Source organism: Telluria mixta, assembly GCF_029223865.1.
GTDB classification, from domain to species: domain Bacteria; phylum Pseudomonadota; class Gammaproteobacteria; order Burkholderiales; family Burkholderiaceae_D; genus Telluria; species Telluria mixta.
Genome location: NZ_CP119520.1, coordinates 6234957 through 6248689, shown reverse-complemented (window position 1 = coordinate 6248689; position 13733 = coordinate 6234957). Strand labels below are relative to the sequence as shown.

At 65.3% G+C, this 13733-nt stretch carries 11 protein-coding genes; 7 read left to right on the top strand and 4 right to left on the bottom strand.

The genetic code is table 11. From position 1 onward, the window contains the following. The first annotated feature begins 37 nt into the window (after positions 1 to 37). Complete coding sequence (locus P0M04_RS27525) at positions 38 to 493, top strand: CBS domain-containing protein (RefSeq protein ID WP_259451163.1); 456 nt, start codon at positions 38 to 40, stop codon at positions 491 to 493. A gap of 9 nt (positions 494 to 502) precedes the next feature. Here P0M04_RS27525 and P0M04_RS27520 read toward each other — a convergent pair whose 3' ends face one another. Continuing rightward, positions 503 to 2746, bottom strand: a complete 2244-nt coding sequence (locus P0M04_RS27520) for a GGDEF/EAL domain-containing response regulator (protein ID WP_259451164.1) — start codon at positions 2744 to 2746, stop codon at positions 503 to 505. 176 nt (positions 2747 to 2922) lie between these two features. Here P0M04_RS27520 and aroC point away from each other — a divergent pair, with 176 nt between their 5' ends. Further along, complete coding sequence (gene aroC / locus P0M04_RS27515) at positions 2923 to 4017, top strand: chorismate synthase (RefSeq protein ID WP_259451165.1); 1095 nt, start codon at positions 2923 to 2925, stop codon at positions 4015 to 4017. Between the two features lie 57 nt (positions 4018 to 4074). Here the strand turns inward: aroC and P0M04_RS27510 are convergent, their stop codons facing one another. Both P0M04_RS27510 and P0M04_RS27505 read right to left on the bottom strand, forming a co-directional pair. Beyond that, positions 4075 to 5568 (bottom strand): HDOD domain-containing protein, encoded by a 1494-nt coding sequence (locus P0M04_RS27510; RefSeq protein WP_259451166.1) that lies wholly within the window; start codon positions 5566 to 5568, stop codon positions 4075 to 4077. Then, the gene (locus P0M04_RS27505; protein ID WP_371877356.1) at positions 5565 to 7298 is read right to left on the bottom strand and encodes a putative bifunctional diguanylate cyclase/phosphodiesterase; all 1734 of its coding nucleotides are present in this window, start codon (positions 7296 to 7298) and stop codon (positions 5565 to 5567) included. The genes P0M04_RS27510 and P0M04_RS27505 overlap by 4 nt, the downstream gene beginning before the upstream one ends. A gap of 331 nt (positions 7299 to 7629) precedes the next feature. On the opposite strand from P0M04_RS27505, the gene P0M04_RS27500 reads away from it, so the two are divergent. The 4 genes from P0M04_RS27500 (at position 7630) to P0M04_RS27485 (ending at position 10979) form a co-directional block, all read left to right on the top strand. Continuing rightward, positions 7630 to 9336 (top strand): isovaleryl-CoA dehydrogenase, encoded by a 1707-nt coding sequence (locus tag P0M04_RS27500; protein ID WP_259451167.1) that lies wholly within the window; start codon positions 7630 to 7632, stop codon positions 9334 to 9336. 107 nt (positions 9337 to 9443) lie between these two features. Then, on the top strand, positions 9444 to 10094 hold the full coding sequence (gene upp, locus P0M04_RS27495; RefSeq protein ID WP_259451168.1) for a uracil phosphoribosyltransferase: 651 nt from the start codon (positions 9444 to 9446) through the stop codon (positions 10092 to 10094). Between the two features lie 10 nt (positions 10095 to 10104). Next, complete coding sequence (locus P0M04_RS27490; RefSeq protein ID WP_259451169.1) at positions 10105 to 10479, top strand: Hpt domain-containing protein; 375 nt, start codon at positions 10105 to 10107, stop codon at positions 10477 to 10479. Positions 10480 to 10775: 296 nt separating this feature from the next. After that, positions 10776 to 10979: a cold-shock protein gene (locus P0M04_RS27485; RefSeq protein ID WP_036166698.1), complete on the top strand. Its 204-nt coding sequence runs from the start codon at positions 10776 to 10778 to the stop codon at positions 10977 to 10979. A 72-nt stretch (positions 10980 to 11051) separates the two neighbouring features. On the opposite strand, the gene P0M04_RS27480 is transcribed toward P0M04_RS27485, so the two are convergent. Further along, complete coding sequence (locus tag P0M04_RS27480) at positions 11052 to 11960, bottom strand: LysR family transcriptional regulator (RefSeq protein ID WP_259451170.1); 909 nt, start codon at positions 11958 to 11960, stop codon at positions 11052 to 11054. Between the two features lie 173 nt (positions 11961 to 12133). On the opposite strand from P0M04_RS27480, the gene aceB reads away from it, so the two are divergent. After that, positions 12134 to 13723 (top strand): malate synthase A, encoded by a 1590-nt coding sequence (aceB, locus tag P0M04_RS27475; protein WP_259451171.1) that lies wholly within the window; start codon positions 12134 to 12136, stop codon positions 13721 to 13723. The last annotated feature ends 10 nt before the right edge of the window (positions 13724 to 13733 follow it).

Sequence of the window (13733 nt, the reverse complement as noted above, 5' to 3'; positions counted from 1 at the left end):
CACAACGCAGCACGCATCTCCAATCAAGGGGGTCCAAATGAAGGTATCGGAAATCCTGCAGGTCAAGGGCGACATCCTGTACACGGTGTCGCCGGACACCGACCTGGCGAACGCCGCCGCCACGATGGCCGAGCGCGACATCGGTTCGCTCGTCGTGATGGAATACGGCGATCTGGTCGGCATGCTGACCTTCCGCGAGGTCATCAAGGCCTTGCACGCGCATGGCGGTTCGCTCGAACCCGCGGGCACCGTGCGCAAGCACATGGACGACAGCCCGATCACCGTCACTCCGGACACCGAAGTCAACGAAGTGCGCCGCATCATGCTGGAAAAGCACGCGCGCTACCTGCCCGTCATGAACGCGCGCACCCTGCTGGGCGTGATCTCGTTCTACGACGTCGCGAGGGCCGTGCTCGAGGCGCAGAGCTTCGAGAACCGCATGCTCAAGGCCTATATCCGCGACTGGCCCGCGGAGCAGATGGCCGAGGATTGATAAGCGGGGTCACGCGGCGCGCGTCAGCGCGTCGCTGCCCAGCCACTCGATGAGTGCCTCGGGTGCGAGCGGGCGCGCGAACAGGTAGCCCTGCGCGAGCGGGCAGCCGAGCGCCTGCAGGATCTGGGCCTGTACCTCGTCTTCCACACCCTCGGCGATGATCGACAGGCCCAGGTTGCGGCCCAGCTCGATGACCATCTCGGCGATGCTGCTGCCCCGTGCCGCGTCCGTGATTTCGGTGACGAACGCGCGGTCGATCTTGAGTCGGTCCACGCACAGCCGCTGCAGGTAGGAGAGCGACGAGAAACCCGTGCCGAAATCGTCGATGGCGATCGACACGCCCGTGCGTTTGATCTCGGCGAGGCGCTCGATCAGCAGGTCCGGCTCTTCCATCGCCATCGATTCCGTGATCTCCAGTTCGACACGTTCCGGCGGCGCGCCGGTGTCCGCCAGCGCCTGGCGCAGCATGTCGATGAAATGCGGGTGGCGGAACTGGACCTGCGACACGTTGATCGACATCGTGAAGTCGAGGTGGCCCGCCGCGCGCACGCGCACGAGTTCCGCGCACGCTTCGCGCAGCACCCACGCGCCGATGTCGATGATCAGGCCCGAGTATTCCGCGATCGGAATGAAACGGTCGGGCGGGACGAAGCGGCCGTCTTCCGTACGCCAGCGCAGCAGCGCCTCGGCGCCGAACGCGCGGCGCGCGGCGAGTTCGACCTGCGGCTGGTAGGCGAGGAACAGTTCGCCGCGTGCGAAGCCGCCGCGCAGCGCGTGCATCAGGCGCACCCGCTCGCGGATCTCGACGCCCATGCCGCGCGAAAAGTAAAAGTGGCCGCCGCGCCGCTGGCTCTTCGCGCGCTTCAGCGCGATGTCGGCATCCTTCAGCGCATCGGCCGCCGTGCCGTCGTGTTCCAGCAGGCGCACGAGACCCAGCGTCGCCGACACCTGCACGTCCTGGCCTTCGATCGAGAACGGCGCCGCGAACAGGTCCTGCACGGCGGCCGGGTCGATCAGGCCGGCCTCGCCCAGCAGGCAGAAGATGTCGCCGCCGATGCGTGCAAGCACCACCTGGGCATCCAGGCGCGTGCGCAGGCGCTGCGCCACCGCGACGAGCAACGCGTCGCCGAACTGGTGGCCGAGGGCGTCGTTCGTTTCCGCGAACTGGTCGATGTCGACGAGGCACAAGGTGGTGTCGACACGCGCCTGCAGGCTGTCGTCGATGAGCTCGACGAGGCGCGTCCGGTTCGGCAGGCTCGTGAGCCCATCGTAAAAGGCGGCGCGGTGCAGGGCGGTCATCAGCGCGACGTTGTCGAGCCCGACGGCGATGCTGCTCGTGAAGACGTCGATGAGGCCGCGGCGCAGGGCGTCCAGCGGACTCTTCAACTTCAGCCAGGCGGCGAAATGGCGATGCGCCTTGCCGCTGAAATACAGGGCCAGGTGGTCCGGTTCGTACAGGTTGCGGCCCTCGGCCAGCGCGCGGGCGATGGCGCCGGCCGGGCCCTGGCCGCCCGTCGCGAGCATGCCGTCGTGCGCGAGGTCCGCGCTGGGCCCGCAACTGGCCAGCACCTGCCAGCCGACGGCATCGAGGCCCGGCGGACAGGCGCACAGCAGGCCGTCTGCCGGCTGGCCGGCGAGGGCGGCCACTTCGCGCAGGATGCCGAGGGTCATCTCGCCGACCGTATGCAGGGCCATCAATTCCGTGTTCGCGCGCACGACTTCGGCGAGGCCGGTGCGGCTGTCTTCCAATGCGTGGATCTGCTGGTAGGCGCGGATGGCCGCGGCGACACTCGTGTAGAGCTTCGTGCGGGTGAGTTCGGACTTGGTGCGGTAGTCGTTGATGTCGTAGCCGCGGATCGCGTCCATCTCGGGCGCATAGCCGGGCTGGCCCGTGCGCAGGATGATGCGTACGTCGTGGCGGCCGAGCGTGTCGCGCACGTGGCGCACGAGGTGCAGGCCGGCGTCGGCCTGTTCCATCACCACGTCGAGCAGGATGACGGCAATGTCGCGCTCGCGTGCCAGCACGTCGATGGCCTCGGCGGCGGAGTAGGCATGCAGGAATTCCAGCGGCCGTCCGTGCATGTCGAGCGTACCGAGCGCGAAGGTCGTCGTCGAATGGACGTCGGCATCGTCGTCGACGATCAGCACGCGCCACGCCGCGCCGTCTTTCACAGCCGCGTCTGCCGGCGTCTCGTCTGCGAACACCAGGTCATCGTCCTGTGCGGCGCCCGGGGGCGTGTTCGATACGGGCATTGCTGCGTCTCCAGGTTAAGCTCGATGGTTGCGTACCAGTATATCTGGAATGGTATCAAGTCAGGTAAGAAAATTCCACGTGGAAACATTTTTATTGATGCAACCAGCCATTTCACCGCCCACTTGTCCATGCTGGTAAAATCTTTCATTCCATTCGCACAACCCAACGAGATTCCATGTCCGGCAACACATTTGGCAAGCTGTTTTCCGTAACCACTTTCGGCGAGTCGCACGGTCCCGCAATCGGCTGCGTGATCGATGGCTGTCCGCCGGGACTGGCGTTGTCCGAAGCCGACATCCAGCCGGAGCTGGACCGCCGCAAGCCGGGCACGTCGCGCCACGTGACGCAGCGGCAGGAAGCCGACCAGGTGAAGATCCTGTCCGGCGTCTACGAAGGTGTGACGACGGGCACGCCGATCGCGCTGCTGATCGAGAACACGGACCAGCGCAGCAAGGATTACGGCAACATCGTCGAGATGTTCCGTCCCGGCCACGCGGACTACACGTACTGGCACAAATACGGCGTGCGCGACCCGCGCGGCGGCGGCCGCTCGTCGGCGCGCCTGACGGCGCCCGTTGTCGGCGCCGGCGCCATCGCCAAGAAGTGGTTGCGCGAGAAGTACGGTACCGAATTCATGGGCTGCATGAGCCAGCTGGGCGACATTCCCGTGCCGTTCGAGGACTTCAAGCACGTGCACGACAACCCGTTCTTCGCCGCGACGTCCGACGCCGACCTGATTGCGCGCATGGAGACGGCGATGGACGACCTGCGCCGCGCCGGCGATTCCATCGGCGCCCGCATCGACGTGGTGGCGAAGAATGTCCCGGTGGGCCTGGGCCAGCCGATCTACGACAAGCTCGACGCCGACATCGCCTACGCCATGATGGGCATCAATGCGGTGAAAGGCGTGGAGATCGGCGCCGGTTTCGACTCGGTCGCGCAGAAGGGGTCGGAACATGGCGACGAACTGACGCCACAGGGCTTCGTGGGCAACAACGCGGGCGGTGTGCTGGGCGGGATTTCGACGGGCCAGGACATCACCGTGTCCATCGCCATCAAGCCGACGTCGTCGATCCGCACGCCGCGCCGCTCGATCGACAAGCAGGGCAACCCGGTCACCGTCGAGACGTTCGGCCGCCACGACCCGTGCGTGGGCATCCGCGCGACGCCGATCGCGGAAGCGATGCTGGCGCTTGTGCTGATCGATCACGCGCTGATGAATCGCGCCCAGTGCGGCGACGTGCACGTGGATACGCCGCGCCTGCGCTGAACCGGTACGTGATAAAAAAAGGCGCCGCAAGGCGCCTTTTTTGTTGGCCGGTCCGGATCAGGCCCGGCTCGCCACCGCTTCCACCGGCTGCCGCCGCTCGACGCTCTTCACGACGAGCGAACGCAATTCGTTCAGCAGCGAGAACTCCGTCTGGCTCAGGTAGACGGACGGGAAGCGGTCGTCCCAGTCGCCGTAGATGAAGCCGACCGGCTCGCCGCGCGTGCACAGCGGGATGATCACGAAGCAGCGCGCCTCCGACAGCGAGCCTTTCCACCAGCCCGGGAGCTTGCTCGAGAATTTCGGGTCGCGCGCGTTCTCGATGAAGATCACGCGGTCGCTGCCGAGGGCCGCGAAGAATACGTTCGGCTCGTACGCATCGTCGAACGCGAGCTGCGGCACGAGCGTCTTGGCGTTGTCGCCGAGGCCGATCTTTGCCGTATAGCGGCCGTCGCGGCGGTTGCGCAGGAAGCCGAACGCGCGCGTGAACGACAGGCCGTGGTAGGCCGTTTCGATCGCCATCGACACCATCTGGCCCGGCGTGGCCTGGGCAGCGGCGTCGCGCATGTCGGCCACGCCGTTCAGCAGGATCTTGTTGCCGGCCTCGCGCATGCGCGTGACGGCGGCGGCGCGGGCGCGTTTTTCCGGCGGATTCGCGAGCGGCGCGATCGACAGGTCCGCGGCCGCTTCGACCTTCGCCTTTTCGATGGCGCCGACGATGTTGTCCGGTTCGATGCCGATCAGCGGCGCGAAGCCGGCCGCCAGCACCTTGACCTGTTCGGCGCCCGCTTCGTCGCCGTGCCACAGGCTCTCGGCACACTGGGACGACATCGTGCCGACGGCGGCGAGCCAGTCGTCGTGGCCGAAGTCGGCGGCGCGCTCGCCCGGTTCCACGCGGCGCATGCCGGCGATCAGGTTGCGCGGCAGGCCCCAGTGTTCGGCCGTGGCGCGGCCGATCTGTTCGAGCGACAGGCCCAGTTGCGCGATGGCGATGGGATCGATGGCGCCGGCGCCGGCCGCCTGCTGCATCAAGGTCCAGTGTTCCGGCAGGTAGAACGTGACCATCATCCGGCCCAGCGAGTGCAGGATCGAGCACACGACGGCTTCTTCCGGATCGCGCGTGGCCGCTTCGGCCGCGACCTGGTGCGCCACCATCCCGGCCAGCACGGCCTTTTCCATTTCGATGTGGGCCTGCAGCGAGTCCGGCGTGGACTTGGACAGTTCCTCGATCAGTTTCAGACCCAGCGCCAGGTGGCCGATGGCTTCCGTGCCCAGCACGAGGATGGCCTTGGAGACGGTATTGATGCGCTGGCCGAAGGCCGAGTACATGCCGCTGTTCGCCAGGCGCAGCACCTTCTGGGTGAGCACGGGGTCGGACAGCACGGTCTGGGTCATGGAAAAGTCGCGCTCGTCCTCGCCACGCATGGAGGAGAGGATGGCGTTGATGGCCTTGGTGAAGCCGGGCATGTCGCCGCGCCGGCGGATCCGCTCCCACAACAGGGCGAGGGTGGCGTCGGCTTTCGGCGATCGTTCGATGGTAGCAGTCTGGTTCATGTGAGGCCCGCCCGTAATTCGTCCGGCAGCAGTTCCGTGTACAGGTTTTCCTTGAGCGCGGCCATGGCTACGTGGGCCGGCATCGGCTTCCCGGTCAGGTAGCCTTGTACGTAGTCGCATCCGCGCGACTCGACGTAGGCGAGTTGTTCTTCGGTCTCGACGCCTTCGGCCACGACCGACAGGTCGAGGTGCTTGGCGAGGTCGAGCACGGCGTTGCAGATCGCCGCGTCCTTGGTCGAGGCGGGCAAATCCTTGATGAAGGCGCGGTCGATCTTGAGCACCGAGATCGGGAACCGCTTCAGGTAGGCGAGGCTCGAATAGCCGGTGCCGAAGTCGTCGATCGCGATGCGCGCGTTGCGTTCGGCCATCTTGCCGAGGATCGCCTCGGCGTGCGCCGGGTCGACCATCAGCGTGCCTTCCGTGATCTCGAGCACGAGCTTGTCGCCGGGTGCGCCGGAAAAGGCGAGGGCGTCGTCCAGCACGCTGAGGAAGCGGTCGTTGCGGAACTGGCGCGGGCTGATGTTGACCGAGATGTACAGGTCGCGCTTGGCCACTTCCTCGAACTGGCGCAACTGCACCAGCGCCGCCTTCAACGCCCAGGCACCGAGCAGGTTGATGAGGCCGTTGGTCTCGGCGATGGGGATGAAGCGCACCGGCGGGACCATGCCCAGGGTCGGATGCTTCCAGCGCATCAGCGTCTCGAAGCCTTCGATCTGGCGCGTGCGGCTGGACACGATCGGCTGGTAGTACAGCAGGAACTCGCCTTCGCGCACGGCCTGGAACATGGCGGCTTCGAGCGAGATGTCGTGCTGCGGCGGGCCGTTCTCGCGCACGCTGTAGACGACGGCGCGGCCCTTGCCCGTTTCCTTGGCGCGGCCCATGGCGGCGTCGGCCAGCGCGATCAGGCGGATCTCGTCCTCGGCGTGGTCCGGGTAGATCGACACGCCCACGGACGCACCCAGGTACACGGTATGCCCGTCGACCTCGAACGCCGATTGCAGCGCGGCCAGCAGGCGGCCGCTCACGAGCTTGATCTGGTCCGGCGTGAACGTGCCCGGCAGGACGGCGACGAACTCGTCGCCGCCGACGCGGGCCAGTGTGTCGCTGTCGCGCAAGGTCTTGCGCAGGCGGCTTGACGCCTGGCGCAGCACGGCGTCGCCGACCGGGTGGCCGAGGCCGTCGTTGACCTTCTTGAAGCCGTCCAGGCCGATCGTGGCGACGCAGAAGCCCTGGCCCGAGCGGCGCGCGTTGGCGATCACCATGCGGATCCGGTCCGACAGCAGCAGGCGGTTCGGGAGTTCCGTCAGCGCGTCGTGCGTGGCCATGTGGCGCAGGCGCTGTTCGGTGGCGCGCTGGACCGACATGTCGCGGCCGACGGCCAGCAATTCATGGCTGCCGGGGAGCAGGCCGATGCGCAATTCGAACCAGACGTCCTTGCCGGCGCAGCGCAGCCGCACTTCGACGAGCACCGGGTCGCTGGCGGTGCCGGCATCGACGAGGGCATTGCGCAGGGCGGCCTGGTCCACGTCGACCGCGAGCGTCGTCAATACGGTGCCGGCCAGCACCTGCGTGCCGAACGCGCGCTGGGCACGCTGGCTCGCATGGTGGATCAGGCCGGAAGGGTCGAGACGGAACGCGACGTCGCCCACCGCCTCCATGTAGCCGTCCGGGCTCACTGCCGGGGCCGCATGGCGCGGATCGTTCGGTGCTGCGGGTGAACTGGCGCGCATTGTCGAAATATCTGCTTTCAAATCTTGGCAGGAACTGCCTTAATGCTGGAGTGTACCAAATCAACAAGCAATGTATCACCGAAAGATTCCAAGGGGCACTAAAAAGCACAATGCCCCGCCACTTTCCGGCGCTGCTTGATACGCCGCAGTGACAGGATCGGGATGGGTCGCGCTTGCCCGGCACAGGGCTTTACGCTAGCCTTGTTGCCTATCCGATAACCTGCGCATTGGGTGGAAGGGTTATTGTCGCCGATACAGTGCAAAGTAGAAACTTTCACGCTCATAATATGATGCTCAGTTGCAACAACTCAGCCGATCCGGAGGAGACGCCATGAACCGATTCGATACCCACGAGGTTTTCAACCAGGCGTCACCGTTCGGTGACGTCAACCTGTTCGCCTGCGATCCGGCCCTGCGCGAAGGGCTGGTGCGCGAAGGCGCGGGCTGGGCGGAGGACGAACTCGGGCGGCTGGGTGAGGCGCTGGGCGCGGCCGGCGTGCTCGACCTGGGCCGGCTGGCCAACGAATTCCCGCCGCGCCTCGTCAACTTCGACCGCGGCGGCCACCGTGTGGACGAAATCGAGTTCCACCCCGCCTGGCACGAACTGATGCGCCTGCTGATCGGGAACGGCGCGCACTCGCTGCCGTGGGAAGCGCCGCAGCCCGGCGCCCAGGTCGCGCGCGCGGCCGCCTACCTGCTGTTCGGCCAGGTCGAGAACGGCTCGCAATGTCCCGTGACGATGACGTACGCGTCCGTCCCGGCGCTGCGCCAGCATCCGGGCATCGCGGCGCACTGGCTGCCGAAGGTTCTTTCGCGCACCTACGACCCGCGCTCGCTGCCGGTCGAGCAGAAGCAGGGTGCCCTGATCGGCATGGGGATGACGGAAAAGCAGGGCGGCACCGACGTGCGCGCCAACACGACGCGGGCGATGCGCATGAACGCGTCCGTGGCGGAGTCACGTTTCGGCGCCGACTGGCGCGACGCGTGGAGCCTCGTCGGCCACAAATGGTTTTTCTCGGTCCCGCAGTCGGACGCGCATCTCGTGCTGGCGCAGGCAGATGAAGGCGGCAGCGCCGGCGAAGCGTCGCCCGGACTCTCGTGCTTCTTCGTACCGCGCTTCCTGCCCGACGGGACGCGCAACGCCATCCGCGTCCAGCGCCTGAAGAACAAGGTGGGCAATAAATCGAACGCGTCGTCCGAGGTGGAATTCTGCGACGCCGTCGGCTGGATGATCGGCAAGGAAGGGCGGGGCATTCCGACCATCCTCGAAATGGGCAGCCACACGCGCCTCGATTGCGTGCTGGGGTCGGCCGGCATCATGCGCGCCGCGCTGTGCCACGCACTGCACCATGCGCGCGCGCGCAGCGCGTTCGGCCGGCACCTGGCCGAGCAACCCCTGATGCAGAACGTGCTGGCCGACCTGGCGCTGGAATCGGAAGCGGCGACCGCGTTCGCCCTGCGCCTGGCGCGCTGCTTCGACCCGGGGCCCGATGGCGCCGTCGACCCGCGCGAGGCGCTGCTGGGCCGCATCCTGACGCCGGCCGGCAAGTACTGGCTGTGCAAGCGTGGCCCGGCGTTCGGCGCGGAGGCGATGGAAGTGATGGGCGGCAACGGCTACGTCGAAGACGGTCCGCTGGCGCGCCTGTACCGCGAATTCCCCGTCAATTCGATCTGGGAAGGATCCGGCAACGTGATGTGCCTGGACGTGTTGCGTGCCTTTTCCAGGGGGCCGGAAACCCGCGACGCGCTGGCGGCGGAACTGGCGCTGGCGTACGGCCGCGACAGCCGTTTCGACGCGTATTGCGCTCGCCTGCTGGACGGCCTGGCCACGCTTGCGGCCGACGAATTCGGCGCGCGCCGCCTGGCGGAGCACCTGGTCGTGGCCGTGCAGGCGGGCCTGCTGCTGCGCCATGCGCCGGCATGCGTCGCCGATGCGTTCGTCGCGTCCCGCATTGCCGTGGACGCGGGCGGCGCATTCGGCCGGCTGCCGGGTGGGGTCGACTGTGGCGCCATCCTCGCCCGCGCCCTGGTCGAATGAGCTTCGATAAAACTTCGACAAAGGACGGAACAAACTGGGATAATGCACGCCATTCACGAATAACCACGCCGCTGCCACAAGTGTCGGCCACCGTATTGAATTCAACAATGAAACAAGATCCGCGCTTCCCGAACCTGTTCATCCTGAACCATCCCCTGATCCAGCATAAGCTGTCGCACATGCGCGACCGCGGCACGTCCACGCGCACGTTCCGCGAACTGCTGCGGGAGATTACCTTGCTGATGGGTTACGAGATCACGCGCGACCTGCCGCTGACGACGCGCCAGATCGACACGCCGCTGATGACGATAGCCGCGCCCGTCATCGCGGGCAAGAAACTGGCCATCGTGCCGATCCTGCGTGCCGGCGTCGGCATGAGCGACGGCCTGCTGGAACTGGTGCCGTCGGCGAGGGTCGGCCATATCGGTGTGTTCCGCGACCCGGACACGCACCTGCCCGTCGAATACCTCGTGCGCCTGCCGGACACGACGGAGCGTACGTTCATCCTGTGCGATCCGATGGTCGCGACGGGCAATTCGGCCGTGTACGCCGTCGACGTGCTGAAGAAGCGCGGCGTGACGGACGACCAGATTATCTTCCTGGCCCTCGTCGCGGCACCGGAAGGCGTGGAAGTGTTCCACAAGGCCCATCCCGACGTGAAGCTGTATGTGGCCTCGCTCGACAGCAACCTGAACGACCACGCTTACATCGTGCCGGGCCTGGGCGATGCCGGCGACCGTATATTTGGTACGAAATGAGTGGTACGAAATGAGCACGACCGCGGATGCCGAGTTCTTCGCGCGCCTTGCGGAGCTGAACGATAAATTCGCGGCGAGCCTGCCGCAGACGCTCGGGCGCCTGTCGGCCGCACGCCACGCCTTCGACCCGAAACGGCCGCCCGCGGCGCTGGTCGAACAAATGCATGCGGTGCTGCACACGTTGGCGGGCTCGTCCGCCACGTTCGGTTTCCGTATCCTCGGGCAGCAGGCGCGCATGCTGGAACAGCGCCTGCGCGTGTTGACGACGTTCGACGCCGTCGCCCCGGAAGAGTGGGAGGCGTGGCTGTCCGAGCTGGACGTGTTCATTGCGTGGGGGAGCGTCGACCCGAAGGCGGCTTATCCGAACGACGAGTCTGGCGTATAGCGCTACGACAAAGCACCTGTCCCGAAATCGTTTGATTTAGGACAAACTTTATCCGCTTCCATGCCCTATATTTTGCGTACTGCCGACGCAAATGGGATCCGTAAAAAGGTTGGCTTCAGGAATCGTTACGGATCCCGGTTTTATTTTGCGAAAACCGTGTACATGTGGGTTTATTCGGTATAATTAGGGATCGTTGGATTCGCGGTTGCAGTGCAGTTAGTCTGTCATTTGTTTCTTGCTTCTTCAAACGATCGTAAACGGACTTCGGTCCACTTCAACTGAAATAGGAAATTGTAATGGCAACTGGCATCGTAAAATGGTTCAATGACTCCAAAGGCTTCGGGTTCATCACCCCGGACGAAGGCGGCGAAGATCTGTTCGCGCACTTCTCGGCGATTCAGAGCCAGGGCTTCAAGTCCCTGCAGGAGAACCAACGCGTCTCGTTCGACGTGACCTCCGGTCCGAAAGGCAAACAAGCATCGAACATTCAGCCGCTGTAATCTGCTGAATTGATGACAAAAAATCCTCGGAGTTTCCGAGGATTTTTTTTTGCCCAGCCGGTTCATGCCGGGTCATCCGCCTTTGCGCCAGTAATCCGGCTGAGAATACGCGTGGCGCAGGAAATCGACGAATACGCGGATCCGCAGCGGCAGGTGTCGGCGTTGCGCGAATACGGCATAGATATCGTTGCCGGGCGCGGCGAACTGCTCGAGCACGGGCACCAGCAGGCCCGCTTCGATCTCCGAATTCACTTCCCACATCGACCGCCATGCCAGGCCGCGCCCGGCCATCGCCCAGTCGTGCAGTACGGCCCCGTCGTTGCACACCATATTGCCGCTCACCTTTATCGTCACGATCTTGCCGTGGTCACGGAACGTCCAGCCCCGCTGGCTGCCCTGACTGCTGATCGCCAGACAATTGTGTTTGCCGAGGTCGTCGAGCGTTTGCGGCGTCCCGTAGCGTTTTAGATAGCCCGGCGTCGCCACGACGACGCGGTGATTGTCCGCGAGCTTCACGCCGACGAGGTTCGAGTCCGTCAGGCTCGCGATACGGATCGCGATGTCGACGCCTTCGCCGATGACGTCGACGACGCGGTCCGACAGGTTCAGGTTCACGCTCACTTCACGGTGCTCGGCCAGGAACGAGGGGACGAGCGGGGCCACGTGCTGCCGGCCGAACCCGGCCGGGGCGGACACGACGAGGTGTCCCGTGGCGCGCGCGCTCCGTTCCGATACCGCCGCTTCCGCCTCTTCCAGCTCTGCAAGAATCCGCTGGCAATCCTCAAGGAACGCGGCCCCTTCGTCCGTCAGCGCCAGCTTGCGCGTGGTACGCTGTAAGAGCTTCACGCCCAGCCGCGTCTCGAGCGCGTCCAGGCGCCGCCCGATCATGGCCGGCGCGATGCCCTCCGCGCGCGCGGCCGCGGACAGGCTGCCGCGGGCAATGACTTCAACGAAGGTAGATATTTGACGGAAATGGTCCAAAGGAATGCCTCGATTCTGTTCGTCACTTGTGACAAAAAAGCATAAATGAATATATTTTTTGTCTCGTTTAGGCGAGTAATAGTGAATATACTGGAAGCAATATCAAACGCCAAGCCGGCTTGTGCCAAGAACCGCGGCGTAGACCGAATTTCATACTAGAACAGGAGAATGCAATGACCATCGCCACCCCAGCCGGAATGGAAATCCGGGCCGAGATCAAGCCCGGCTACGAACAGATCCTGACGCCGGAAGCGCTCGCGCTGGTAGCGAAACTGAGCCGCGAATTCGAACCGCGCCGCCAGCAGCTGCTCGCCGCCCGCGTCGAGCGCGCGAAACGCCTGGACGCCGGCGAGCGCCCGGACTTCCTGCCCGAGACGGCCCACATCCGCAACGGCGACTGGAAAATCGCCCCGATCCCGAAGGCACTGGAATGCCGCCGCGTGGAGATCACCGGCCCGGTCGAGCGCAAGATGGTCATCAACGCGCTGAACTCGGGCGCGGACAGCTACATGACCGACTTCGAGGATTCGAACACCCCGAACTGGGACAACCAGATCACCGGCCAGATCAATATGCGCGACGCGGTGCGTAAAACGATCTCGCTGGAACAGAACGGCAAGCAGTACAAGCTGAACGACAAGGTCGCGACGCTGGTCGTCCGTCCGCGCGGCTGGCACCTGGACGAGAAGCACGTCCTCGTCGACGGCAAGCGCGTCTCGGGCGGCATCTTCGACTTCGCCCTGTTCATGTTCCACAACGCAAAAGAACAACTGGCCCGCGGCGCCGGTCCGTACTTCTATCTGCCGAAGATGGAATCGCACCTGGAAGCCCGCCTGTGGAACGACATCTTCGTCATGACCCAGAATGAACTGGGCCTGCCGCAGGGCACCATCAAGGCGACCGTGCTGATCGAGACGATCGTCGCCGCGTTCGAAATGGACGAGATCCTGTACGAACTGCGCGAGCACAGCGCCGGCCTGAACGCGGGCCGCTGGGACTACATCTTCTCGTGCATCAAGAAGTTCAAGCTGGACAAGGACTTCTGCCTGGCCGACCGTCCGAAGGTCACCATGACGGCGCCGTTCATGCGCGCCTACGCGCTGTTGCTGCTGAAGACCTGCCACAAGCGTAACGCACCCGCGATCGGCGGCATGGCGGCACTGATCCCGATCAAGAACGATCCGGAAAAGAACGAAGTCGCGATGGGCGGCGTGCGCAACGACAAGGCACGCGACGCGACCGACGGCTACGACGGCGGCTGGGTCGCGCACCCGGGCCTCGTCGAGCTGGCCATGACCGAGTTCAAGAAGGTGCTGGGCGACCGCCCGAACCAGATCGACAAGCAGCGTCCGGACGTCGACGTGACGGCCAAGGACCTGCTGGACTTCCGCCCGGAAGCGCCGATCACGGAAGCGGGCCTGCGCTACAACATCAACGTGGGCATCCACTACCTGGGCGCCTGGCTGGCCGGTAACGGCTGCGTGCCGATCCACAACCTGATGGAAGACGCGGCCACCGCCGAGATCAGCCGTTCGCAGGTGTGGCAGTGGATCCGCTCGCCGAAGGGCGTGCTGGATGACGGCCGCAAGGTCACGGCCGAGATGGTCCGTGCCATGATCCCGGAGGAGCTGGCCAACGCGAAGGCGGCCGCCCCGAACGGCGACAGCCCGACCTATGAGCGCGCCGCGCAGATCTTCGAACAGATGTCGACGTCGGAAGACTTCGCCGAGTTCCTGACCCTGCCGCTGTACGAAGAAATCTAATCCTCCCTCT